Source organism: Amycolatopsis sp. NPDC043887, from assembly GCF_056435665.1.
The window spans coordinates 107,581-131,718 of the sequence record NZ_JBWKEB010000021.1 but is presented as its reverse complement, the minus strand read 5'-3'; the positions used below and the strand labels follow the sequence as shown (position 1 = coordinate 131,718).

Here is a 24,138-nt window from a genome sequence, read left to right as displayed (position 1 = left end):
AGGGGGCCGGGTCGATGGGGCTCGAAAGCGGGCTGGGTTGGTGGAGGGGGGGTGGGGGGGGGGGGGGGGGGTGGGGGGGGGGGGGGGGGGGTGGGGGGGGGTTTTTGGGGGGAAAACCAAAAACCCCCCCCACGACCACCTGGACCGAGCGCTGACCAGGGAGCCTTCGCGTACTGGAGCTACTTGCCGCGCCTCAGCGAGCGCGGGAACAGGCGGCCCTTCCACGACATCGGCGCGTTCCGCTTCAGGCTCTTGCGAACCTCGTCGAAGGCCGGGCCCAGCGTCGGGTCGTCCGCGGGCTGATCCGAGTACCAGGACCGCTCCACGACACCGATGACCGTCCGCAGGCCGGTGCGGCCCTCCTCGTCCAGCCGGTGCTTCTCGACGACCTTCCGGCCCGCCACGCGCACCGTGTCGCCGTCGGAGAGCGGCAGGCCCCGGTCCGCGCATTCGTCCATCAGTTCGCGCCACGCCGCGTCGGCCGCGGCGGGGGAGCGGGACGCGATCTTCTGCAGCCGCAGCCGTCGCTTGATCTCCCGGATGGCCGTCGGCGTGCCGAGCCCTCCGAGGACGATCACCAGCGCCAGCGCGAACCACCACGAAACCCACGCCGCCAGGAACGCGAACGCCGCCACCCACAGCCCGATCACGATCAGCGGCAGCCAGTTCGTCACGTTCTGGTCGTCCAGGAACCCGCCGTCCTCCCGGACCGGGGCAGGCGCGTCCGGGGCGGGGGACCGGGCAGGCGACGAGCGCAGCAGCGCCCGATACCTCAACTGCGACCGCACGATCATCACCACGGTCAGCGCGGCCGCCAGCCCACCGAGGATCCCGGCGAGGATCGCGGGCCACAGCGGCTCTTCCTCCTGCTGGCCCGTGCCGCCGTCCGCGCCGAGATCGGCGCCGGGGTCGCGGGGCGTGCCGGTGGCGGGGGCGCTCGACGCGGGTGCGCTCGGCACTTCCTGGGTGTCGTTGGCCGTGGAGCTGCCGGTGTCGTTCTGCAGGTACGGCGGGACGACCGCGCGGCCGTCGAGCAGCGGGGTCGGGTCGAAGCTGACCCAGCCCTTCGTCTGGAAGTAGACCTCGACCCACGCGTGCGCGTCCTCGGAGGTGATCGAGACGTAGTCGCCCTTCGGGGTCCCGGAGGAGAAGCCGATGGCGACCCGCGACGGGATGCCGACCGACCGCAGCATCACGGCCATCGCCGACGCGTACTGCTCGCAGAACCCGCGTTTGCCGTTGAGGATGAAGTCGGCGAGCGCGTCGGAGTCGGTGGCGTCCGCGGTCTTGGTGTCGTAGACGAATCCGTTCTGCGCGGTGAAGAACGACCAGAGTGCCTGCGCCTTGTCGAAGTTGTTGGACTCGTTTTCCGTCAGCTGCTTGGCCTTCGCGACCACGCGGGGGTCGACGCGGTCGATCCGGGTGAACTGCTGCGGCACCTCGGCCAGGCGGGCGTCGTCGCGCCGGAGTTCGTCCTTCGTCGGGTTCTCGATGGACGCGGTCTCGGTGTAGGCGGGCGCGTTCTGCTTGGTCGTGGTGAACACGGCGCCGCCGACCGGGTCGTACAGCCAGTTGTCGGCCAGCCCGTTGAGCGCCCGCGGCGCGCCGTAGATCGGCAGCCAGTTGTCGACCCAGTTCGTCGGTTCGATCCGGATCTCCCGCGCGGGACCGGAGCCGTCGTCGCCCGGAGCGGGCGGAAGGCCCTTGTTGGCCTGCACACCCTGCTGGGCGCGGCCGTTCTGCGCGAGCCCCCAGCCCTTGTTCGGCGTATACGTGTCGAGGGTGAACGCGCGCAGCAGCCGTTTGTCCGCGCCCATTCCGTAGACCTTGAACAACTCCACGTTCTCGCCCTGGTCGAGCAGGCCGCGCAGTTGCGTGAACGGCTCGACGCCGAATCCGCCGGCGCCACCGCGGCCCGAGCCGGTCCCGCCCGGAAGGCTGCCGACCGTGCCGACCCCGGTGACGGCCGTGCCGATCACCAGGCCCATCGCGATCGCGGCGGCCACCACGCCGACGGGGGCCGACAACGTGCTCGCCGAGTTGCCCAGTCCTGGCGCGTCCCGGTTGCGCCAGCGGCGATGCCGGTGGTTGCCGTCGACGGCGAGGAGGGCGGCGAACGCGGCCGCGCCCAGCAGGAACGTCCACCACGGCAGCATGTCCTCGGCCAGCGCGGCCGGGACGGCGTACACGCACAGCAGTACCAGGCCGGTCGCGGCGGGCGCGGCGGCGGCCACGGCCAGCGTGTCGACCAGGACCGCGACCAGGCCGATCGCGATGGTGATCAGGCAGAGGATCGGCGGGGTGCCCTCGATCGGCGGGAGGCCGACGCGGATCTGCTCGGCCGCCGCGGCGAGGACGCCGCGCAGTTCCCCGAACGCGTCCGGGCCGGGGAAGATCTTCAGGATCCCGCTGGTGGTGAACGCGCCGGTGATCAGCAGCAACAGCACCAGCAGCTGTGCCAAGCCGACGACGATGGTCGGTGCGCGCAGCGAGCGCAGGGCGAGTCCGGTCGAGGCGATCAGGACGACGGCGACCAGCAGGTAGCCGAACCACGCCCAGCCGGAGACGACGCCGGTGAGCGAGGTCGAGGCGAACAGCGTGGCGAGCCCGGCGGCGACCGGAGCGAGCACACTGCTCGTCCAGACCGGGGGCGGGGCGGACGGCCGTGGTTGGGGGGTATGCGGCCGGGGTGGAGCGGTCGCGGTCACAGGCCGCCTCCGATCAGCGTGCCCCGGCGGGTGGCCGTCTGGCAGAGCTCGGCCCAGACCTGCGGCATGGGCGATCCGGGACCGGCGACGACGACGCCCCAGCCCGCGGCTCGCAGCAGCGCCACCGATTCCTCGGTGGCGGCGGCACGGTTTTCGGGCCGGTTGACGCCGGAGGACCAGCCGGGGGTGTCGAGCAGCACGGCGAGGCTCCGGATCCCGCGCGGGCGGTACCGGGACAGCTCGTGCACGGATTCGTTGCTGACGGTGCCGAGCACCGCGATGAGTTCCTGTCCGTCGGCCGGGTCGTGGCCGAGGGTGATGTCGCGCTGGTGCGCGGGCTGGAGCGCGGCGAGGACGTCGAGCACGACGTTGTCGTAGTGCTCGCCACCCTCACCTGGGGTGTCGGCCAGGGTCTGGCCGTGTTCGGTGATCAGCCGGACCCGGTGACCGGAGCGGCGCAGGTGCAGTGACACGGAAGCGGCGAACGAGACGGCCCATTCGAGGCTCGCCGCGGGGCCGTTGCCGTGGTGCGCCGCCGCACGGTGGTCCAGCAGCACCGTGGTGCCGCCGCGCCACGGCCGTTCCTCGACGCGGACCATGATCTCGTCGCGGCGGGCGGTCGAGCGCCAGTGGACCTTCCGCAGGTCGTCGCCCTGCCGGTACTGCCGGACGATCACGTCCGATTCGCCCTGTCCGGCGTGCAGGCGGATGCTGCCGTCGTCGCCCGCGCCGATCCCGGCGCCGCTGGGCAGGCCCCACAGGCCGACCACCTTCGGCACGACGACCAGCCGGGAATGCCCGATCAGCTCACGTTCGAATTCGCACAGCCCGAACGGGTCGGTGATCGTCGCCCGCAGCGGGCCGACCTGCTGGACGCCGCGCAGCACCGGTTGCAACGGGTAGCGCAGCGCGACCCGGCGGTCGTGGGGAAGGCGTTCGACGACGAACCGCGGCCGCGAACCCAGCGCGTAGGGCACGCCGTCTTCGAGCAGCACCTCGCCCGCCGGGAGCCTGCCGTCCCGCCACAGTTCGAGCTGGACCTCGCCCGGCGAACCGACCGCGACCCGCTCCGGGCGCAGCGAGCGGGCCGCGCCCAGCCGCAGCCGGGTCGCCGAGATGAAGAAGGCGACCAGCAGCGGCAGGGCGATGACGAACACCGCGACCCGCAGCAGATCCCGTTCGTTGAGCACGAACGAGCAAGCCGCCGCGGCCACGCCGGCGGCGAGGAGGCAGCGGCCGCGTGTGGTCAGGCCGGACAGCGCACGCAGCATGGCGCTTTTTCCTTACTCAGCGGTGGTTCGAGCCCTGCGGAACGGGAACGCGGTGCAAGATCGCGCGGACCACGTCGGTGGCCGAACGGCGGGCGGCGTGCGCCTCGGTGGTGAGCACCATGCGGTGCGCCAGCACCGGGACCGCGACCGTGTGCAGGTCGTCCGGGACGACGAACTCGCGGCCCGAGAGCGCGGCCTGCGCGCGGGCCGCGCGGACCAGCTGCAGGGTCGCCCGCGGCGAGGCGCCGAGACGGATCTCCGGCACCTGACGGGTCGCGGACACCAGATCGACGGCGTAGCGGCGGATCTCCGGCGACATGTGCACCGACCGCACCGTCTCGATCAGCCGCTGCACCGACTCGCGGTCGGAGACGGGCTCGAGCTCGGCCAGCGGGTTGTGCCCGGCGTGCTCGTCGACCATGGCCAGTTCGGCCTGCTGGTCGGGGTAGCCGATGGACACCCGCGCGGTGAACCGGTCCCGCTGGGCCTCGGGCAGCGCGTAGGTGCCCTCCATCTCGATGGGGTTCTGGGTGGCGATCACCATGAACGGCTCTTCGAGGTGGTAGGTCGAGGTGTCGACGGTGACCTGGTGCTCTTCCATGCATTCGAGCAGGGCCGACTGCGTCTTCGGCGAGGCGCGGTTGATCTCGTCGCCGACCACGATGTTCGCGAACACCGGGCCGGGGCGGAACTCGAACCCGCCGCTCTGCCGGTTGTAGATGGACACCCCGGTGACGTCGCTGGGCAACAGGTCGGGGGTGAACTGGATCCGGCTGACGGTGCAGTCGATCGAGCGGGCCAGCGCCTTCGCCAGCGAGGTCTTGCCGACCCCGGGGACGTCTTCGACGAGGAGGTGGCCTTCGGCGAGCAGGGTCACGAGCGCGATGCGGATGACGTCGGGTTTGCCGACCAGTACCCGCTCCACGTTGGCGGCGATCCGCCGCGCGGCCTCGTGCAGTTCGTCCAGCGACGCTCTGTTCTTGGCGTCACGGCCGTTCTGCCGACCGCTGACCGAGCCGGCGCCCGTGGGGTACGGCGCTTGCCCGGTTGCCTGCTCGCCCTGGTGTTCGCCGGGCGTCGCAGACTGGATTCTCGACGTCACTCGACCTCCTGATGCCGCGTGGCTGGATTTCCGCTGGGTCCTCTGCCGGACCGTTCAGTCCCCCGGGCAGCGGTCAGCCTCCCACGAAGTGTGTCAAACTCGGGCGAACTCGTGGGGGGAACCCCGCCAACCCCAGTCGATGACTCTGTGCAACCGGAGACCTTACCTCGATCGGGTTAGTCGAGCGCGTTTTCGGGTGCTCCCGCTGACGGCGGGTTTTGTCGTATGCTCCGGTACGAGGTCGCTCGACTACGGAGAGGCGTAATCGCATATGAGCGAGGTGAGTACCGCCAAACCACGGTTCGATCTGAGCGGATTCGCGGTCGCGCCGGAGCTGGCGGCGGACGCCCACGTGAAGATCTCCGCCCTGCAGGACGTGGTCGGCCAGATGGTCCGCGAGGCCAAGGTGCTCGGCCGCACGGTTCCCCTCGGCGGGGGATACGCGGACGAGGTCGGCAGGTTCATGGCGCAGTACGGGATCGGCGCCGAAGGCTCCGCGGTCGAGGCGCTCACGGCGTTCGGCAAGGAACTCGAGGCGCTCAAGAACCGGATCGAGAAGGCGCTGGCCCGGTACACCCGGCAGGATGAACAAGCGGCGGCGGACGTGGACTGTGTCGGCGGCTGAACCCATGAAGTCCCGCCTTCCCGCGCTCGGCGTCCTCGTCGTCCTCACAGTGTCCGCCTGCGGGCAAGGGGCCGCGGGCCAGGCACCGGTTCCGAGCATGGAGACGATACGCACCGGCGCTTCCGTCGCAGGCACGGTCCCGCCGGCGGTCCTGGATCCGTGCGCGCTGCTCGGCCCGCAGGACCGGTCGGACGCCGGGATCACCGTGCTCGGCGTCGCGAAGGAGATCAACGGCGCCCGCGCCTGCGACTGGACGGTGCCCGCCACCTTCGGCGTCACCATCACCGTGGACGAGCGCAATGGCCTGAAGGATCTCGAGGTCACGCGCAAGACCGCCACCAAGACCAAGGTCGGCGGCCGGGACGCGCTCAAGGTCGCCGACAAGAAGGCCGCCGACGGGACCTGCGCGGTCCTGCTCGGCATGGGGGAGAAGGCGAGCGTCCAGATCGACGTGAGCAACACGAACTTCACCGACACCGCGCTCGCCTGCGAGCGCGCGATGACGGTGGCGGGATTGGCCGAACCCAAACTGCCTTAGGAGAACTGCCGTGCCTGAAGGAGAGACGCCGGGCCGCGAGGTTCCGGTCGCGGCCACGCGGTACGCGGCCTACAGCCACGAAGCGCTGGCCGCCGAAGTCGAAGCGGGCAACGACCCCGAGGCGGCGGGCGGGATCGGCGCCGCCTGGGACGCGCTCGCGCGGCGCATGCACGACGCGACGTCCGAGCTGGCCGGGCTGGTCGGCAGCAGTGAAGAGAACTGGCGCGGCGAAGCGGGCGACGCGCTCCGTGGTGTGCTGGCCACCGCGTCCGGCTGGTTGACCTGGTCCGCGGACATCTCGTCCGCGCTCGGGAAGGCCGTTTCCGGGCAGGCCGAAGCGGCGGCGCGGGCCCGTGCCGACATGCCGCCGCCGGTGGACTACGACCCCGGCGCGATGATCCGCGGCGCCGCGGCCGGCGGGAACCTCGCGCTCCTCGCCGCGCTCGCCGACGAGATGGAGGCCAAGCACGCGGAGGCCGAGGAGGCCCGGCGCAAGGCCGTCGACGTCATGAACACCCGCGATGCCTCCCTGCGTTCGCTGACCCCGCAGGTCTCCTTCGGGAAGCCGCCCGAGCTGGGGCGGTCTTGATCCGCGTTTCCGCGTCGGCGTTCGACGTCCTCTGGTCCGACCTGGGACACGCGGCCCCGCCTTGGCCGCTGTCCGTGCGCAGTGTCGGCGCCACGGAAGCGGAGCGCGCCGAGATCCGCGGCGCGGTCTACGAAAACCTCGCCGAACGAGGCCTGTACGACGGGGACCGGCTCGACGCCGCCCTGGAAGCGCGGCTGGACCTGCTCGCGCGCGCCGAGGTCTATGTCGAATGCGAGGCGCTCGCCGACATGACCGCCGAAACCCCGTTCCGCGCGGTCGCGGCCGCGCGCGGACGGCATGGCGTGCTGGCCACGCAGCCGGAACAGACCATCGCGCTGTCCGGGATCACCGACGGCGAGGTGTTCACCGCGGTCGTCGGCGTCCTGCCGGAACTGCGGCCCGGCCCCGGCTACGGGATCAGCCTCCCCGCGGCGCGTTTCGACGACGACCTGGAGGATCCGGTGTTCGGCGACGGCGGGCGATCGTCGGCTTCGGACAGTCAGCTGCGCGAGGTGCTCGCGATCCAGGCACGGCCCGTCTACAGCGCGGGCCAGTTCACCGTGCGGACCCGCGACCGCGACGGCCGGGCGCACCGGGCAGGCGGGCTGACCTGGTTCGACACCGACGTCGGCGCGTACTGCGCGGCGCGGACCGAGGGCCGTGGCGGGCAGGCGTGGGTGAACGTGTCCCCTGTGGACGGTCCCCGGCTGGCCGCGCGGCTGGCTTCGCTGCTGGACGACGACCGCTAGGTTGTGACGGGTCGAAAACCCGAGAAACTGGCGCGGCGCCAGCCGTCGTGCGACGCCTGGGCTCCTGAACGAGCTTGGCCGCGGACCGGTCCGTGAAGGCCTCCTTGCCTACCTTGAGGGTAGGCAAGGAGGCCTTCGCTACCTCTGGGACCGCCACGCTCGCGTGACCGGACGGACGACACGCGTGTCGTCCGCCGGATCACATGTGTCGTCCGGTCGACCACGTGACGTCGCCGGTGCTGAGCCTCGTGAGTGGTGAGGACGGCTAGAACCCGAATCGCCTCTCAGGGCCAACACACCTCGGGGCCCACGAGAGCCCAGACGGCTGTCCTTTGTCGACACGTCATGGGATGAACCGACGTCACTCTCCACAGTGTCCTCGGCCGTCCCCACCGTGCCCCACCGGATTCCCCACCTTCACCCCCACTTCGCCCCACAGCAGGGTTCCGGCTGCCGATATCCGGACGTGTCAGGCCTGGATGAGGTTGCTTCGATACCCGCCCAGGGGGATCTTGGCCACCGTCCCCCACCATGCCCCCACCTGGCCCCACCTGGCTGACCAGCGAAAACGTCTGACACGACGGAGTGGTCGCGGCTTTTGACGCGTTGACTGTGGTGAAAAGTGGGGTACGGTGGTGCGCAGTGGGGCAGAAGGGAGCCCCGTGGCCGAGCTCGGTTGTTCGCAGCCGGGATCGGTAGGGAGGTGGGGCCGGTGTTCCTCGGCACCCACACCCCGAAGCTGGATGACAAAGGGCGGCTCACGCTGCCCGCGAAGTTCCGCGACGCGCTCGCCGGTGGGCTGATGGTCACCAAGGGACAGGATCACTGTCTCTTCGTCTTCCCCCGGGCGGAGTTCGAGCAGATGGCGAGGAAGGTCGCCGACGCCCCGTTCACGAACGAGGCGGTCCGGGCCTACCAGCGTTATCTCTTCGCCGGGACGGACGAACAACGCCCGGACGGGCAAGGACGTATCGCGATCGCGTCCGAGCTCCGACGCTACGCCGGGCTGAACAAGGAGTGCGTGGTGATCGGGGCGATCACCAGGCTGGAGATCTGGGACGCCCAAGCGTGGCAGGGCTACCTGGACGAACACGAGGACAGCTACGCGAAGGCTCGAGAGGAAGTTCTGCCGGGCGTCTTCTAGACGTGGCCGAGGAAGCACCCACGCCGTCGGGGGGCGCGGGTTCATGCTTCGGACACGCCGGGAACCGTCCACACGGATGCCGTGAGGCCTCTGTCCGCTCAGTGGCCCTGGTACACCTTCCCCGGTACCAGGTCAGCAGGCGGGCGGACAGGGACCTGACGGCATCCGGCATCTTCCCCGGCACTACAGAAAGGGGGGAAGACATGGCAGACGAACACGAGCACGTACCGGTGCTGCTGGACCGCATCGTCGAGCTGTTCGCGCCGGTCTTCTCCGACCGCGAGGCCGTGCTGGTCGACGCGACCGTCGGACTCGGCGGTCATTCCGACGCGCTGCTCACCGCGTTCCCCCTGCTGCGCCTGGTCGCCCTCGACCGTGACCCCAACGCGCTGGAACTCTCCGCGAAACGGCTTGCGCGGCACGGTGATCGTGTCGACTTCGTGCACGCCGTCTACGACGAGATGCCGTCCGCGCTGCAGGATCTCGGACTGTCCAGAGTGGACGGGATCCTCTTCGACCTCGGGGTCTCCTCGATGCAGCTCGACCGTGCCGAGCGCGGTTTCGCCTACTCCAAGGATTCCCCGCTCGACATGCGGATGGACCCGACCACCGGGTTCACCGCGGCCGACGTGCTCAACACCTACGCCCCCGGCGAGCTGATCCGGATCCTCCGCGACTACGGCGAGGAACGCTTCGCCCAGCGGATCGTCAAAGCCGTTGTGGCGGAACGAGAGAAGGAACCCTTCACGCGCAGCGGGCGGCTGGTGGAACTGCTGTACGACGCGGTCCCCGCGGCGAGCAGGCGCACCGGCGGGCATCCGGCGAAACGCACGTTCCAGGCGTTGCGGATCGAGGTCAACGGCGAACTGGAGGTGCTGCGGCGGGCGATGCCGCGGGCGCTGTCCTCGCTCGCAGTCGGCGGCCGCATCGTCGTGGAGTCCTATCAGTCCCTCGAAGACCGGCTGGTCAAGCAGGCCTTCGCGGAACTGGCGAAATCCCGGACGCCGGAAGGGCTTCCGGTGGAACTGCCGGGCCACGGCCCGGAACTGAAACTGCTCACCAGAGGGGCCGAGAAGGCCGGCGAGGCGGAGACCGAACTGAACACGCGGGCCGCCTCCGTGCGGCTGCGAGCCGCCGAACGGATCGGAGACCGAGCACGATGACCGCTCCCGCGAAGTCCCGCGGCCGCCGGACACCGGCGCCCGGACGGCGTGCCCGCGCGACCAGCACGGTCGACCAGGCGCCCGGCACCGAGTCCACGACGTCCACCCGTGCCTCCCGCGGCCGCACGTCGGCGGCCGAACGCGCCTACGCCCGCCGCGCCCAGCGCGCCGACCTGCTGCAGCGAGACCAGAAGCGCAACCGTCCCGACGCCGAAGGAGGTGCGGGCAAGGAAGAGCCGACGAAGAAGTTCACGCTGCGCTGGCCGCGTTCGCGGGCGTCGTTCGTGCTGATGATGATGGGCCTGCTGGCCGTCGGCGTGGCGTGCACGCTGTGGCTGACCACGCAGGCCATCGCCGATTCGTACCGGCTCGAACAGCTCCGCACGACCAACGCCGGGCTCGCCGAGTCGAAGGAGCGGCTGCAGCGCGAGGTCGCGAAGGCCGAGTCGCCTGCTTCGCTGGCGCCCAAGGCCAGGGAACTGGGCATGGTGCCCGGCGGCGACCCCGCGCATATCGTGGTCGGCCCGGATGGACAGTCCACTGTGGTCGGTGAGCCGAAGAAGGCCGAAGCCGAAGCGCCCGCCGCCTCGGCCGAGTCGACGGCGCCGCCGCCCGCCGAGGGAACGCAGCAGGGCACGCCGTACGAGGGTGATCAGCCCGCGGTGCCGCAGGAGAACGCGGCCCCGGCGCAGGGAGGTCAGTGATGTCGCCCGGCCGCCCGGCGCAGGCCAGGGCCCGGTCGGCGGGGAGTGCGCGCAGGACGTACGCCGCCGGGACCCGCCGTGCCACCGCCCGCCGGGGCAACGGGGGAAACCGGAGCCGGTTCACCGGCGTCCGGATCCTGCTGATCGTCGTGATGGTGCTCGCCGGCCTCAAACTGGTGCAGGTGCAGTGGTTCGAGGCCGGCGCGCTCTCCGAGGCGGCGGAGCGGCAGCGGACGTCGGTGATCGAAAGTCCCGCCCAGCGTGGGTCCATCCTGGACCGCAACGGTACGAAGATCGCGTTCAGCGTCGAGGTGCGGACACTCGCCGTGAGCCTGAGCTGGCTCCACAAGACGATGAACGACTTCGTCGCGAAGAACCCCACCAAGGGCAAGAACTTCGAGTCCGAGGTGGCGGGCGCGGCGAAGCTGATCGCGGCCAAGTTGCCCGGGGTGATCACCGAGAAGGAACTGCTGGACAAGTTCCACAAGCCGGACGGGTTCACGTACCTGGTCCACGACATCGAACCTTCGGTCGCCGAGGCGATCGTCAAGGAGTACCCGTGGATCAGCGTCGAGAAGCGCTCGAAACGGGAGTATCCCGGTGACTCGATCGGCGCGAACATCGTCGGCTACGCGAACTGGCGCACCGACGACAAGGACGTCTCCAAGCACAACCTGCACGGTGGTTACGGTCTCGAAGCCTCGCGGGACAACGACCTCGCCGGGACGCCGGGCCGCAAGATCGTCAACACTCGTAACGGCAACGACAACCTCGTCATCCCCGGCACCGAGCGGGACATCCAGAACGCCGTCCCCGGTTCGGACCTGCAGCTCACGATCGACACCGACCTGCAGTACGAACTGCAGCGGCAGCTGAGCGAGTACGTCGTCAAGTCGAAGGCCAAGGGCGGCCAGGCGGTCATCCTGGACTCCAAGACCGGCGAGGTCTACGCGCTGGCCAACGACAAGACCGTCAACCTCAACGACCCGGCTTCGCGCAGCGAGACGGAGAACCTGAACAACCGCGCGGTGACCACGCCGTTCGAACCCGGTTCGGTGAACAAGATCGTCACCGCCGCGGGCGCGATCGACGCGGGTATCACGACGCCGGAGGCGTCCCTGCCGGTGCCGGGTTCACTGCAGGTCGCGGACAAGATCGTCAAGGACGCCTGGCATCACGGCACGCAGCAGTTCACCACCACCGGCATCTTCGCGAAGTCGTCGAACGTCGGCACCCTGTTGCTGGCGCAGAAACTCGGCGAGGACCGGTACGCGGACTTGCTCAAGAAGTTCGGTCTCGGCCAGCGCACGGGGCTCGGCCTCCCCGGTGAGAGCCCGGGCGTCGTGCCGCCGCGCAACCAGTGGTCGGCCACGACCTTCGGAAACCTGCCGATCGGGCAGGGCCTTTCGATGACCGTCGTGCAGATGGCCGGGATGTACCAGGCCATCGCGAACGACGGGCTGCGCGTGGAACCCAGGGTGGTCAAGGCGAAGATCAATCCGGACGGGACCGTCGTCCCCGAACCGGCGCCGAAGACCGTCCAGGTCATCAGCCCGCAGGCGGCGAAGACCGTCCGCGAGATGATGCGCGCCGTGACGCAGCGGGGCCGCGGGCAGCAGAGCGGCACCGGGCCGAAGGCGGCGCTGGAGGGGTACCAGATCTCGGGGAAGACGGGCACCGGCCAGCAGGTCGACCCGCGGACGAAGACGTACAGCGACCACCTGTACAACATCACCTTCGCCGGCATCCTGCCCGCCGACAACCCGCGCTTCGTGGTCGGCATCCGGCTCGACGCCCCGGACGCCACCCTGCAGCAAGGGCTCTCGGCCGCGCCGCTGTTCCACTCGGTGGCCGCGTATCTGGCGCAGCGGTTCCAGATCCCGCTTTCGGACGGCCCGTCACCCCAGGTGCCGCTGATCCTGTCCTGACGTAGCACGCGTGCTTGAAGCCGGAACTCGCGTGCTTGAAGCCGGAACTCGCTCATCCGTCCCGAGACACGTGAGATCCGGCTCCAGACACGGGAGATCCGGCTTCAAGCACACGAGATCCGGTTCCGGGCACCGCGCCGGAAAGTGATCGTCGCTGTGCGTGAAGGGGTCTCCGCGCTGAGCACCGTGCGGAAACGCGGGTCCGCCGAGGTCCGCTGTCCTCAAGCGACAGTCGGAAGCCCTTGCGTGCCAAGGAGAGCTCACGAAACCCAATACCACGCGAGTGATCGTCGCGTGCACACACCGCACCGCTTCAGTCACCCGAATGCCGCGCCGGTAACCTCCTTGGCTGTGTCGGTGCCTACTTCAGATCCCCGCAGCGGTCCCGCCGTCGAAAGCGGGTCCGGCGCGACGGCTGCCCAGGTCCCGGACAGTCCGGTCAAGGCCGTCGCCGCACCCCCTCGCCCGGCCAGGATCGAGCCGATGCCGCTGGGCACGCTGCTCGCCAGGGCGGGCGCGCGGCTCGTGGTCGGCGGCGACGACTACCCGGCCGCGGCCGAGCTGACGGTCACGGGCAGCACGCTGCGCGCGCAGCACGTCCTCCCCGGTGACCTCTTCGCCGCGCTTCCCGGCGCCCGCGCCCACGGCGCGGACTTCAGCGACCAGGCCATCGCCGCCGGCGCGGCCGCCGTGCTCACCGACGAGGCCGGTGCCGAGCGCCCGGTGCTCCGCGACGCCGGCGTGCCGATCCTGGTGCACCCGGACCCGCGCGCCGCCCTCGGCGAGATCGCCGCCTGGATCTACGGCGAGCCGTCGCTGGAACTGTCCGTCCTCGGCATCACCGGGACGTCGGGCAAGACCACGACGTCGTACCTGGTCGACGCCGGGCTCAAGGCGGCCGGGCTCACCACCGGGCTGATCGGCACGGTCGAGACCCGGATCGCGGGGGAGCGGCTGGCCAGCGGGTTCACCACCCCCGAGGCGCCGGATCTGCAGGCCCTCCTCGCCGTGATGGTGGAACGCGGGGTCACGCACGTCCCCATGGAGGTCTCCAGTCACGCGCTGTCGCTCGGCCGGGTCAACGGCACGCGTTTCGCGGTCGGCGCCTTCACCAATCTCTCCCAGGACCACCTGGACTTCCACAAGGACATGGAGGAGTACTTCGCCGCCAAGTCGCTGCTGTTCGACGGCCGTTCCACCGCCGAGGTGGTCGTCGCCGACAGCGCCTGGGGCCAGGCACTCCTCACCCCGCACACGGTGACCGTGTCCACCGAGCCGGGGACGGACGCGCTGTGGCGCGCCACCGACCTGACCCCCACCCCGGCGGGGGAGCAGACCTTCACCCTCCACGGTCCCGAAGGCCTCACCGCTTCGGCGAAGATCCCGCTGCCGGGTGAGTTCAACGTGGCGAACGCCGTGCTCGCTGCCGCGATCCTGAACACCGCCGGTGTCCCGCTCGACGCCATCGTCGCCGGGCTCGCGTCGGTCGAGGTGCCGGGCCGGATGGAGCGGGTCTACCTCGGCCAGCCGTTCACCGCCGTCGTCGACTACGCGCACAAGCCCGCCGCGGTGGCGCAGGGGCTCGACGCGCTGCGTGCCCGCACCGAGGGCCGGATCATCACCGTCCTCGGCTGCGGCGGGGACCGCGACACCGCCAAGCGCCCCGTGATGGGCGAGGCGGCGGTCCGGCGCAGCGAGATCCTGATCGTGACCGACGACAACCCTCGTTCGGAGGACCCGGCCGCGATCCGGGCGGCGATGCTGGCCGGTGCCCGCAACGCCGGTCCGGCTTCGGGCGGCGAGATCCTCGAGATCGCCGACCGCCGGGAAGCCATCGTCCGCGCGGTCGAACTCGCCCAGCCCGGCGACATCGTGCTCATCGCGGGCAAGGGCCACGAGACCGGCCAGGAGGTCCAGGGTGTCGTGCACCCGTTCTCCGACCGGGAAGAGCTGGCCTCCGCCATCCGCAGACGTCTGGAGACAGAGTGATCGTGCTCAGCCTGGCCGAGATCGCCGCCATCGTCGGCGGCAGGCTGCATCGGACCGACGGGACCGCCGAGGTCACCGGAAGCGTCGAATTCGACACCCGTGAAGTCACTCCCGGGGGTCTGTTCATCGCGCTGCCCGGGGCGAAGGTCGACGGCCACGACTTCGCCGCGCGGGCCGTCGAGGCGGGCGCCGTCGCGGTGCTCGCGGCCCGCGAGGTCGACGCACCGGCCGTGATCGTGCCGCCGTTGGACGGCGGTGTGGCCCATGAGCGGGCCTTCGCGCTGGTCTCGGACAAGGACGGGGCGGGTGCCGCGGTGCTGGCCGCGCTCGCCAAGCTCGCCCGGCACGTGATCCGGAAACTCGCCGGCGACCACCTGACCGTCGTCGGGGTCACCGGTTCGGCGGGCAAGACCTCCACCAAGGACATCATCGCCCAGCTGCTGGAGCCGCTCGGCCCGACGGTGGCGCCGCCGGGATCGTTCAACAACGAACTGGGCCACCCCTGGACGGCACTGCGGGCCGACGACACGACGCGGCAGCTCGTGCTGGAGCTCTCCGCCCGCGGGCCCGGCCACATCGCCGAGCTGGCGGCCATCGCGCCGCCGCGGATCGGTGTCGTGCTCAACGTCGGCAGCGCCCACGTCGGCGAGTTCGGCTCCCGCGAGGGCATCGCCAAGGGCAAGGGCGAACTCGTCGAAGCGCTGCCGAGCGCCGAGGACGGCGGTGTAGCGGTGCTGAACCTCGACGACCCGTACGTCGCGGCGATGGCGAGCCGGACGAAGGCGCGGGTGGTGTTCGTCGGCGAGAGCGAGTCCGCGCAGGTCCGCGCGGCCGACATCACTCTCGACGGCGAAGCGCGCGCGTCGTTCCGGCTGGTCACCCCGAGCGGCGAAGCGCCGGTCAAGCTGCCGCTCTACGGCGAGCACCACGTCGCGAACGCGCTCAGCGCGGCCGCCGTGGCACTGGAAATGGGCTCGACGGTCGAGGAGGTCGCCGCCCGTCTGTCGAACCTCGAACGGCGCTCCGAACGCCGCATGGAGGTCACCACCCGGGCCGACGGCGTCACGGTCCTCAACGACTCCTTCAACGCCAGCCCCGAGTCGATGCGGGCCGCTCTGAAGGCGCTCGCGTCGATGAGCGCGAACCGCCGGTCCTGGGCCGTGCTCGGCGTGATGGGCGACCTCGGCGAGAACTCGGTCGAGGCGCACGACGGCATCGGCAGGCTCGTCGTCCGGCTCAACATCGACAAGCTCGTGGTCATCGGCGAGGCCGCCGCGGCCACCCATCAGGGCGCGCAGCACGAGGGTTCCTGGGGCGAGGAGTCGGTACTGGTACCCGACGTCGAGGCCGCCATCGCCCTGCTGCATGATCAGCTCCGCGCGGGGGACGTCGTGCTGGTGAAGGCTTCCAAAGCCGCCGCGCTGTGGCGGGTGGCCGACGCCGTGCTCGCCTCCCCTGTAGTAGCCCCTTCCCCCTCTCAAGAACGCTCGAACGGTGGTGACGCGTGATCAGCATCCTGATCGCGGCCGCGGCGGGCCTGCTGGTCTCCATCCTCCTCACTCCCTATCTGATCCGGGTGTTCTCCCGGCAGGGCTTCGGCCAGGAGATCCGGGAGGAAGGACCGCAGGGACACAAATCCAAACGCGGTACCCCGACGATGGGTGGTGTCGCGATCATCGTCGCGATGGTCGTCGGGTATTTCGTGGCGCATCTGATCAGCGCGCTCAGCGGCGGCAACGGCACCGGCGGCCCGTCCGCCTCGGGGCTGCTGGTCCTCCTGCTGGCCGTCGGCCTCGGGCTCGTCGGCTTCCTCGACGACTTCATCAAGATCCGCAAGCAGCGCAACCTCGGCCTGAACAAGACCGCGAAACTGGTCGGCCAGCTCGTGGTCACGATCGCCTTCGCGATCCTGGCGCTGCAGTTCGCCGACGAACGCGGGCTCACCCCGGCGTCGGAGAGCCTGTCCTACGTGCGGGACCTCGCGCTGATCACCTTCCCGTCGGTGTTCTTCGTGATCTTCTGCTACATCGTCATCTCGGGCTGGTCGAACGCGGTGAACTTCACCGACGGCCTCGACGGTCTCGCCGGCGGCACCGCGGCGATGGTGCTGGCGACCTACGTCGTCATCGCCTTCTGGCAGACCCGCCTCTCGTGCGCGGTCACCCCGCAGGCCGCCTGCTACGACGTCCGTGACCCGCTGGACCTGGCCGTGGTGGCCGCCGCGGCGACCGGTGCCTGCGTCGGCTTCCTGTGGTGGAACGCCGCCCCGGCGAAGATCTTCATGGGCGACACCGGTTCACTGGCCCTCGGTGGCCTCGTCGCCGGCCTGTCGATGACCACCCGCACCGAACTGCTCGCCATCGTCATCGGCGGTCTGTTCATGGTCGAGATGATCTCGGTGGTCGCGCAGATCGCCGTGTTCCGCACGACCCGGCGGCGCCTGTTCCGGATGGCGCCGTTCCATCACCACTTCGAGCTGGCGGGCTGGGCCGAAACCACCGTCATCATCCGGTTCTGGCTGCTGTCGGCCATCTGCTGCATGTTCGGTCTCGGCCTGTTCTACAGCGAGCAGCTCGGTCTCGGGGGTTAGCAAGTGGAACTGGCCGGGCGTCACGTCCTCGTCGCCGGAGCCGGGGTCACCGGCAAGTCCATCGTCCCCGTCCTGGCGGACCTGGGCGCACGGATCACCGTCACCGACGGCAACGCCGAGCGGCTGGCGGAGCTCGAAGGGCTCGGCGCGGAACTCGTGCCGGGCCTGACGGAGCCACCCGAAGGTGTCGAGCTGGTCGTGACCAGCCCCGGCTGGAAGCCGACGTCGCCGCTGCTGGTGGCGGCGGCCGAGGCGGGGATCGAGGTGATCGGCGACGTCGAGCTGGCGTGGCGCGTCGGGCAGCTGCGCGACAAGCCGCCGGTGTGGCTCGCGATCACCGGCACCAACGGCAAGACCACCACGGTCGGGATGCTGGAGTCGATCCTGCGGTCCGCCGGGGTCGACGCCGTGGCCTGCGGGAACGTCGGTTTCGCGGTCCTCGACGCGGTGCGGGCCGGGCACGAGGTGCTCGCCGTGGAACTGTCGAGCTTCCAGCTGCACTGGTCGTCGACGCTGGCGCCGCTCGCCTCGGTGGTGCTGAACCTGGCCGAGGACCACCTCGACTGGCACGGCTCGATGGAGGAGTACGCGGCCGCGAAGGGACGGGTCCACACCCATTCCCGGAACGTGGTGCACAACCTCCACGAGCCGTGGTCCGCCCGCCTCGCCGGCGAGCACGCGCCCGCGGACGCCCGCCGCGTCGCCTTCGGCATGGACACCCCGCGCCCCGGTGAACTCGGGATCGTGGAAGACCTGCTGGTCGACCGCGCGTTCGTCGCCGACCCGGCGACCAGCGCCGACGAACTCGGCACCCTGTCCGACGTGCGTCCCGCCGGCCCGCACAACGTCTCGAACGCGCTCGCCGCGGCGGCGCTGGCCAGGGCGTACGGCGTCACCGGCGAGGACGTCGCCAAGGGCCTGCGCGAGTACCGGCCGGCCCCGCATCGCGCCGAGGAGATCGGCGAGATCGACGGCGTCCGATACATCAACGACTCCAAGGCGACCAACCCGCACGCGGCGAGCGGTTCGCTGCGCGCCCATCTGAACGTCGTCTGGATCGCCGGTGGCCAGCTCAAGGGCGCTTCCGTGGACGAACTCGTCGGCTCGATCGCCGGGCGGCTGCGCGGCGTCGTCCTGTTCGGCGTTGATTCACCCGTGATCGCCGCCGCTGTCGCGCGACACGCGCCGGATGTCCCGGTGAACAGCCTCCCTTCGGGTGACGATGACACCATGACTGCGGCGGTGAAGGCGGCCCGAGCCCTGGCGCGCCCTGGAGATGTGGTGCTGCTGGCCCCCGCCGCGGCGTCGTTGGACATGTACCGCTCCTACGGCGAGCGCGGCGACGCGTTCGCGCGTGCGGTCCGTGTCCTGCGCGACGGTGCGGGGGAGACCAGTGACGGCGGTTGAGGAAAGAAAGCGCGAGTCCGCGCCCCGCAAGCGCCGGGAACGCAAGGAAAGCCCGTTCGTCGCCTTCCGCACCGCGCTGACGGCCTGGCTTTCGCGGCCGCTCGCTTCGTTCCACCTGGTCCTGGCGCTCACCGGTGTGCTGACCGTGATCGGCATCGTGATGGTGCTGTCCGCCTCGTCGGTCGCTTCGTACAACCCCAAGACCGGCACCGGCGTGTACGCCCAGTTCAGCAAGCACCTCATGTTCGTCGCGATCGGCGCCGTGGTGTTCTGGATCGGGTTGCGGGTGCCGCTGGAACGCGTCCGGCGGTTGTCGGCGACGGCGACGGTGGTGTGCCTCGGGCTGCTCGTGCTGGTGCTGACCCCGCTCGGCTCCGAGGTCAACGGCTCGCAGGGCTGGTTCCGCCTCGGGGGGTTCGCCTTCCAACCGGTCGAGGCGGCGAAGGTCGCGCTGGCCTTCTGGGGCGCGCACATCCTGGTGATCAAGTACAACATCATCAACCAATGGCGGCATCTGCTCGTCCCGGTCGTGCCGATCGCACTGCTGATGTTCGCGCTGGTCATGATGCAGCCCGACCTCGGCGGCACGATCACCCTCGCGGTCGTGCTGATGGCCCTGCTGTGGTTCGCGGGCGCGCCGAAACGACTGTTCGGGGTCATCCTCGCGGGTGGCCTCGCCGGGATCCTGGTGCTGGCGATCATCGCCCCGTACCGGCTGGCGCGGGTCATGTCGTTCGTCTCCGGCGACCCGGACACCAGCGCCGACGGCTTCCAGGCCAACCAGGCGAAACTCGCGCTCGCCGATGGTGGGTTCCTCGGCAAGGGCCTCGGTCAGGGCCAGTCCAACTGGGGCTACCTGCCCAACGTGCAGAACGACTTCATCTTCGCCCTGATCGGCGAGGAACTCGGCTTCGTCGGCTGCGTGGTGGTGCTCGGGCTGTTCGCCGGGGTCGCCGTCGTGGGCCTGCGGATCGCCACCCGCAACCTCGACCCGTGGATCCGCATCGTGTCCGGCACGCTGACCGTCTTCCTGGTCGCGCAGGCGGGGATCAACATCGGCTACGTGGTCGGCCTGCTGCCGGTCACCGGGGTCACGCTGCCGTTGATCTCGTACGGTGGCACGTCGCTGGTGATCACCATGCTCATCATGGGGATCCTCGCCAACGCCGCCCGGCACGAACCGGAGGCGGTGGCCGCACTGCGCTCGCAGGGGCCGGGTAAATTCGGACGCCTGCTGAGGCTTCCCGCGCCCGAGCCGTACCGCCCGCCCGCCAAGCGCAAGGGCACCGCGGCCAGGGGAGGCGCCGCCAAGGCGGCGAGGCCCGCGCCGAGGACGGCGAGGCCTTCGCCCGCACAGGAGCGGCGCCGTTCGGTACGGGAACCCGGCAGGAGGACGGCCGCGCGAACGGCGGCGAACCGCGGTACCGCGAAACGGGGTACCGCAAACCGGAGAGGTCATAGGTGAACAACCCCGTCAGAGGTGGTGCCGCAGGCGAGGTCGCCGGCAAGGCACCGGTGGTCGTGGTCGCCGGCGGCGGTACCGCAGGGCATATCGAACCGGCACTCGCCCTCGCCGACGCGGTGATGCGCCTGCGTCCCGACGCGAAGGTGATCGCGCTGGGGACCCAGCGCGGTCTGGAGAACAAGCTCGTCCCGGCGCGGGGCTACCCGCTTGAGCTGATCCCGCCGGTGCCGATGCCCCGCAAACCGACACCGGAACTGCTGAAGATGCCGCTGAAGGTCCGCGACGCGGTCAAGCGCACTCGTGAGGTCCTGGACCGGGTCGGCGCGGACGTCGTCGTCGGCTTCGGCGGGTACGTCGCGCTCCCGGCGTACCTCGCCGCGCGCGGCCGCACGCCGATCGTGGTGCACGAGGCCAACGAGAAGCCGGGCCTGGCGAACAAGGTCGGCGCGCGGTTCGCCGTCCGCGTCGCCGTCGCGGTCCCGGGGACGCCGCTGGCGAAGGCCGAGGTCATCGGCATCCCGCTGCGCCGCTCCATCACCTCGCTCGACAGGGCCGCGCTGCGCGCCGAAGCCCGTGAGCACTTCGGGCTCGACCCGGACGCCCCCACCCTGCTGGTCTTCGGCGGTTCGCAGGGCGCGGTGTCGATCAACGGCGCCGTTTCGGGCGCCGCCAAGGAGTTCGCGGACGCCGGCGTCGGCGTCCTGCACGCCCACGGGCCGAAGAACACACTGGTCGTCCAGGAGTTCCCCGGAAGGCCCGCGTACGTCCCGGTGCCCTACCTGGAGCGCATGGACCTGGCCTACGCCGCCGCCGACGCGGTGCTGTGCCGCTCCGGCGCGATGACCGTGGCCGAGGTGTCCGCCGTCGGCCTGCCCGCGGTGTTCGTCCCGCTGCCTTACGGCAACGGCGAACAGGCGGTCAACGCCCGGCCCGCGGTCGAAGCGGGTGCCGGGCTGATGGTCGACGACGCCGACCTCACCCCCGCCAAGGTCGCGGAGCTGGTGATCCCGCTGGTGTCCGACGCCGACAGGGTCGCGAAGATGAGTGCGGCCGCGGTCGGCCTCGGCCACCGCGAGGCCGACGAGACCCTTGCCAAGATCGTGCTGGAGGCCGCAGGTGCCTGACAATCTCCCCGACACGCTCAGGCGTGCCCACCTGGTCGGGATCGGCGGCGCCGGGATGAGCGGCATCGCGCGGATCCTGCTGGCCCGCGGTGCCCAGGTCTCCGGATCCGACGCCAAGGAGTCGCGCGCGTTCCTTTCGCTGCGTGCCCAGGGCGCCGAGATCGCCGTCGGCCAGCGCGCCGAGAACCTCGACGCGTTCCCCGAAGGCCCGTCCTCGGTGATCGTGTCGACCGCGATCAAGGACGACAACCCGGAACTGGTGGCCGCGCGGGAACGCGGGATCACCGTGCTGCACCGCGCCGAGGCGCTGGCCGGGCTGATGGAGGGGCACCGCGTCGCCTGCATCGCCGGGACGCACGGCAAGACGTCGACGACGTCGATGCTGACCGTCGCGCTGCAGCAGTGCCGTCTCGATCCGTCGTTCGCCATCGGCGGCGACCTCAACGAGTCAGGCGCCAACGCGCACCACGGCGAGGGCGGGATCTTCGTCGCCGAGGCCGACGAGAGCGACGGGTCGTTCCTGGCCTACTCGCCGTCGGTCGCCGTGGTGACCAACGTCGAGCCGGACCACTTGGACCACCACGGCACGGCCGAGGCGTACGTCTCGGTGTTCACCGACTTCCTCGGCCGGATCGTGCCGGGTGGGCTGCTCATCGTCTGCGGTGACGACGAGGGCGCCGAGAAGCTGGGTGCGCGGGCCTCGGAGCAGGGCATCCGCGTTCGTCGCTACGGGCGTTCGGTCACCGGTGCCGAGGACGCCAAGGTGCTGGACTACGCGCCGGCCCCCGACGGCGGTGTCGTCCGGATCTCCCTGCGGGGTGAGGAAATCGTCCTGCGGGTCGCGGTGCCGGGCGACCACATGGCGCTGAACGCGATCGCCGCGCTGCTGGCCGGGATCGAGCTCGGCGCGCCGGTCGAAGGACTGGCCGAAGGGCTCGCCGCGTTCGGCGGCGTCCGGCGGCGGTTCGAGTTCAAGGGCCGCTCGGGCGACGTCCGCGTGTACGACGATTACGCGCACCACCCGACCGAGGTCGACGCGCAGCTGCGCGCGGTGCGGACGGCCGCGGGCCCGGGCCGGGTCATCGTGGTCTTCCAGCCGCATCTGTACTCGCGTACGAAGACGTTCTCGAAGGAGTTCGCGGCCGCGCTGTCGCTGGCCGACGAGGTCGTCGTGCTGGACGTCTTCGGGGCGCGCGAGAAGCCGGAGCCCGGCGTGAGCGGTGCGCTCATCGCCGACCAGATCTCCGGTGTCCCCGTGCACTACCAGCCCGCGTTCGACGTCGCGGCGAAGCTCGCGGCGGATCTGGTCAAACCCGGCGACCTGCTGGTGACCATGGGCGCCGGCGACGTCACACAGCTCGGCCCGGAGATCCTGGCCGAACTGGACCGGCGGGCAGGCTAGCCATGACGCAGACCGGGGAACGCCGCCGCCCGGCCGAACCCGGTCGGCGTCCGAGCAGTGCACAACGCGCGAAGGCCCGGCGCCGCAGGCGGTCCGTGTACGACCGCCGCCGCACCGCCCGGCCCGCCAGGCACAAGGAGATGCGGCGCCGCTGGGTCGCGCTGCTGTCGGTGCTGACCGCCGTCGCCCTCGTCTACCTGCTGTGGTTCAGCTCGATGCTGGGAGTGCAGCAGGTCGACGTCGTCGGGGCGAGCTCCGTGCCCGCGGACCAGATCCGCGCTACGGCGGCGGTGCCGGACCAGAAACCGATGCTGCGCCTGGACACCGACGAGATCCGGGACAAGGTGGCGCAGATGCCCGGCATCGCCACCGTCGACGTCTCCCGGTCGTGGCCGAGCACCCTCGAGATCACCGTGACCGAGCGGACCGCGATCGCGTTCTTCGACAGCGGGCCCGGCGGCGACGGCGTGCACCTCGTCGACGGCGGGGGAGTGGTGTTCAAGACCGTCAAGGAGCGGCCCGCCGGGCTGCCCGAGCTGAAGCTGCCGTCGGTGTCGGCCGACGACCCCGTGACCCGCGCGGTGACCGGCGTCCTCGGCGTGATCCCGCAGCAGTTGCTCAAGCAGGTCACCACCGCGACGGCGAGGACCCCCGGCAGTGTCGAGTTCGCGCTGGCCGACGGGAAGACCGTGCGGTGGGGGACCTCGGCCGACACCGAACGCAAGGCGAAGGTCCTGGCCGCCCTGCTCACCCGCGAGGGCAAGGTCTTCGACGTCTCGGCACCCGATCTACCGACCGTCTCCTGACGCGTTTCGTCCTCTGAATGCGGTGGTTGGCGATACGAACTACCGCATTCAGAGGACTAAACGCGTCAGGGTCAGCGGGTGACGAGGGCTTCGATGCCGTCCAGCAGGCGTTCCAGGCCGAACGCGAAGGTCTCGTCGGCGGCCTCGCAGGTGTCCGCGTCGTAACCGCCGCTTTCCCAGATCCGCGTCATCGCCGGATGGCGCTCCACGTCGAAGTACTTCTCCCAGAAGACCGACCGCTGCCCCCACCAGGCGTCGGTCGACTGCCCGGTCTCCTGTTCGACCTGCGCGGTCTCGGCGAACAGCGTCGCGTTGGCCTGCACGTAGATCTCGATGCTGTTCGCGGCCGCGGCCGCTTTGCGCGGCTCCAGCCCGATGTCCGACACCGCCGCGATCAGGTACTCCTGGCCCGCCATCAGCCCGGGGCCGAGCACCGGCCGCACCATCGACGTCGAGCGCAGCCACGGATGCGCGCGGAACACGGCCAGGGTGCGCTCGGCGTAGAGCCGCACCTGCTCGCGCCAGCCGTCCGGCCGCGGGTCGCCGGGGCCGGGGAGGTCCCGCTCGGCGAGCACCGAGTCCACCATGAGATCGAGCAGTTCCGTCTTGCCGGGGACGTAGGTGTAGAGCGTCATCGTGCCGGCGCCGAGTTCCTTGGCGATCTGGCTCATCGACACGGTCGCCTCGCCCGCGCTGTCGGCGAGCGCGACGGCGGTGGCGATCACCTGGTCGAGGGTCAGTTTCGGCTTTCGCCCCCTGGTCGGATGCCGGGTTTCGCCGCGGTCACGCCACAACAGTTCGAGGCTGCGCTCGAAATCCATCCACACTCCACTC

At 70.8% G+C, this 24,138-nt stretch carries 20 protein-coding genes; 16 read left to right on the top strand and 4 right to left on the bottom strand.

The genetic code is table 11. From position 1 onward, the window contains the following. Positions 1-179: 179 nt before the first annotated feature. From AC069H_RS38080 to AC069H_RS38070, 3 genes are read right to left on the bottom strand one after another with little or no spacing between them, the layout of a single operon-like run. A complete protein-coding gene (locus tag AC069H_RS38080) occupies positions 180-2,708 on the bottom strand; it encodes a transglutaminase TgpA family protein (protein ID WP_478228778.1) in 2,529 nt (842 codons plus the stop codon). Then, positions 2,705-3,979: a DUF58 domain-containing protein gene (locus AC069H_RS38075; RefSeq protein WP_478228777.1), complete on the bottom strand. Its 1,275-nt coding sequence runs from the start codon at positions 3,977-3,979 to the stop codon at positions 2,705-2,707. The genes AC069H_RS38080 and AC069H_RS38075 overlap by 4 nt, the downstream gene beginning before the upstream one ends. Positions 3,980-3,995: 16 nt before the next feature. Beyond that, on the bottom strand, positions 3,996-5,081 hold the full coding sequence (locus AC069H_RS38070) for an AAA family ATPase (protein WP_478228776.1): 1,086 nt from the start codon (positions 5,079-5,081) through the stop codon (positions 3,996-3,998). Between the two features lie 271 nt (positions 5,082-5,352). Between AC069H_RS38070 and AC069H_RS38065 the strand changes: the two genes are divergently transcribed. The 16 genes from AC069H_RS38065 to AC069H_RS37990 all read left to right on the top strand — a co-directional run bounded on the left by AC069H_RS38065 (position 5,353) and on the right by AC069H_RS37990 (position 23,304). Next, positions 5,353-5,706, top strand: coding sequence for a hypothetical protein (locus tag AC069H_RS38065; RefSeq protein ID WP_219153439.1), 354 nt, complete (start codon positions 5,353-5,355; stop codon positions 5,704-5,706). Positions 5,707-5,710: 4 nt separating this feature from the next. Beyond that, positions 5,711-6,244, top strand: a complete 534-nt coding sequence (locus AC069H_RS38060; protein WP_478235542.1) for a DUF3558 family protein — start codon at positions 5,711-5,713, stop codon at positions 6,242-6,244. A gap of 10 nt (positions 6,245-6,254) precedes the next feature. Next, entirely contained in the window at positions 6,255-6,833 is a 579-nt protein-coding gene (locus AC069H_RS38055) for a PPE domain-containing protein (RefSeq protein WP_478228774.1), read from the top strand. Beyond that, the gene (locus AC069H_RS38050; protein WP_478228773.1) at positions 6,830-7,582 is read left to right on the top strand and encodes an ESX secretion-associated protein EspG; all 753 of its coding nucleotides are present in this window, start codon (positions 6,830-6,832) and stop codon (positions 7,580-7,582) included. The genes AC069H_RS38055 and AC069H_RS38050 overlap by 4 nt, the downstream gene beginning before the upstream one ends. Positions 7,583-8,294: 712 nt before the next feature. After that, positions 8,295-8,726, top strand: coding sequence for a division/cell wall cluster transcriptional repressor MraZ (gene mraZ / locus AC069H_RS38045; protein WP_005156436.1), 432 nt, complete (start codon positions 8,295-8,297; stop codon positions 8,724-8,726). A gap of 203 nt (positions 8,727-8,929) precedes the next feature. Further along, positions 8,930-9,889 (top strand): 16S rRNA (cytosine(1402)-N(4))-methyltransferase RsmH, encoded by a 960-nt coding sequence (gene rsmH / locus AC069H_RS38040; protein WP_478228772.1) that lies wholly within the window; start codon positions 8,930-8,932, stop codon positions 9,887-9,889. Then, on the top strand, positions 9,886-10,593 hold the full coding sequence (gene ftsL, locus AC069H_RS38035; protein ID WP_478235541.1) for a cell division protein FtsL: 708 nt from the start codon (positions 9,886-9,888) through the stop codon (positions 10,591-10,593). Before rsmH ends, ftsL begins: the two co-directional genes overlap by 4 nt. After that, positions 10,593-12,521: a peptidoglycan D,D-transpeptidase FtsI family protein gene (locus tag AC069H_RS38030; protein ID WP_478235540.1), complete on the top strand. Its 1,929-nt coding sequence runs from the start codon at positions 10,593-10,595 to the stop codon at positions 12,519-12,521. Before ftsL ends, AC069H_RS38030 begins: the two co-directional genes overlap by 1 nt. A gap of 483 nt (positions 12,522-13,004) precedes the next feature. After that, the gene (locus AC069H_RS38025) at positions 13,005-14,510 is read left to right on the top strand and encodes a UDP-N-acetylmuramoyl-L-alanyl-D-glutamate--2,6-diaminopimelate ligase (protein ID WP_478235544.1); all 1,506 of its coding nucleotides are present in this window, start codon (positions 13,005-13,007) and stop codon (positions 14,508-14,510) included. Then, positions 14,507-16,018 (top strand): UDP-N-acetylmuramoyl-tripeptide--D-alanyl-D-alanine ligase, encoded by a 1,512-nt coding sequence (locus tag AC069H_RS38020; RefSeq protein WP_478235539.1) that lies wholly within the window; start codon positions 14,507-14,509, stop codon positions 16,016-16,018. The genes AC069H_RS38025 and AC069H_RS38020 overlap by 4 nt, the downstream gene beginning before the upstream one ends. Continuing rightward, the gene (gene mraY / locus AC069H_RS38015; protein ID WP_016332673.1) at positions 16,015-17,100 is read left to right on the top strand and encodes a phospho-N-acetylmuramoyl-pentapeptide-transferase; all 1,086 of its coding nucleotides are present in this window, start codon (positions 16,015-16,017) and stop codon (positions 17,098-17,100) included. Before AC069H_RS38020 ends, mraY begins: the two co-directional genes overlap by 4 nt. A 3-nt stretch (positions 17,101-17,103) precedes the next feature. Beyond that, entirely contained in the window at positions 17,104-18,507 is a 1,404-nt protein-coding gene (gene murD, locus AC069H_RS38010) for a UDP-N-acetylmuramoyl-L-alanine--D-glutamate ligase (RefSeq protein WP_478235538.1), read from the top strand. Beyond that, positions 18,494-19,972 (top strand): putative lipid II flippase FtsW, encoded by a 1,479-nt coding sequence (ftsW, locus tag AC069H_RS38005; RefSeq protein ID WP_478235537.1) that lies wholly within the window; start codon positions 18,494-18,496, stop codon positions 19,970-19,972. The genes murD and ftsW overlap by 14 nt, the downstream gene beginning before the upstream one ends. Next, a complete protein-coding gene (gene murG / locus AC069H_RS38000) occupies positions 19,969-21,096 on the top strand; it encodes an undecaprenyldiphospho-muramoylpentapeptide beta-N-acetylglucosaminyltransferase (RefSeq protein WP_478228766.1) in 1,128 nt (375 codons plus the stop codon). The genes ftsW and murG overlap by 4 nt, the downstream gene beginning before the upstream one ends. After that, a complete protein-coding gene (murC, locus tag AC069H_RS37995) occupies positions 21,089-22,498 on the top strand; it encodes a UDP-N-acetylmuramate--L-alanine ligase (protein ID WP_478228765.1) in 1,410 nt (469 codons plus the stop codon). Before murG ends, murC begins: the two co-directional genes overlap by 8 nt. Before the next feature lie 2 nt (positions 22,499-22,500). Next, on the top strand, positions 22,501-23,304 hold the full coding sequence (locus AC069H_RS37990; protein WP_478228764.1) for a cell division protein FtsQ/DivIB: 804 nt from the start codon (positions 22,501-22,503) through the stop codon (positions 23,302-23,304). Between the two features lie 71 nt (positions 23,305-23,375). Here the strand turns inward: AC069H_RS37990 and AC069H_RS37985 are convergent, their stop codons facing one another. Next, positions 23,376-24,125: a TetR/AcrR family transcriptional regulator gene (locus AC069H_RS37985; protein ID WP_478235536.1), complete on the bottom strand. Its 750-nt coding sequence runs from the start codon at positions 24,123-24,125 to the stop codon at positions 23,376-23,378. Positions 24,126-24,138 lie beyond the last annotated feature (13 nt).

What these genes read in the sequence shown, in the direction of transcription:
- AC069H_RS38075 (WP_478228777.1), bottom strand. Translation starts at nt 3,979, where the DNA reads ATGCTGCGTGCGCTGTCCGGCCTGACCACACGCGGCCGCTGCCTCCTC.
- AC069H_RS38065 (WP_219153439.1), top strand. Translation starts at nt 5,353, where the DNA reads ATGAGCGAGGTGAGTACCGCCAAACCACGGTTCGATCTGAGCGGATTC.
- AC069H_RS38060 (WP_478235542.1), top strand. Translation starts at nt 5,711, where the DNA reads ATGAAGTCCCGCCTTCCCGCGCTCGGCGTCCTCGTCGTCCTCACAGTG.
- rsmH (WP_478228772.1), top strand. Translation starts at nt 8,930, where the DNA reads ATGGCAGACGAACACGAGCACGTACCGGTGCTGCTGGACCGCATCGTC.
- ftsL (WP_478235541.1), top strand. Translation starts at nt 9,886, where the DNA reads ATGACCGCTCCCGCGAAGTCCCGCGGCCGCCGGACACCGGCGCCCGGA.
- AC069H_RS38030 (WP_478235540.1), top strand. Translation starts at nt 10,593, where the DNA reads ATGTCGCCCGGCCGCCCGGCGCAGGCCAGGGCCCGGTCGGCGGGGAGT.
- AC069H_RS38025 (WP_478235544.1), top strand. Translation starts at nt 13,005, where the DNA reads ATGCCGCTGGGCACGCTGCTCGCCAGGGCGGGCGCGCGGCTCGTGGTC.
- AC069H_RS37990 (WP_478228764.1), top strand. Translation starts at nt 22,501, where the DNA reads ATGACGCAGACCGGGGAACGCCGCCGCCCGGCCGAACCCGGTCGGCGT.
- AC069H_RS37985 (WP_478235536.1), bottom strand. Translation starts at nt 24,125, where the DNA reads ATGGATTTCGAGCGCAGCCTCGAACTGTTGTGGCGTGACCGCGGCGAA.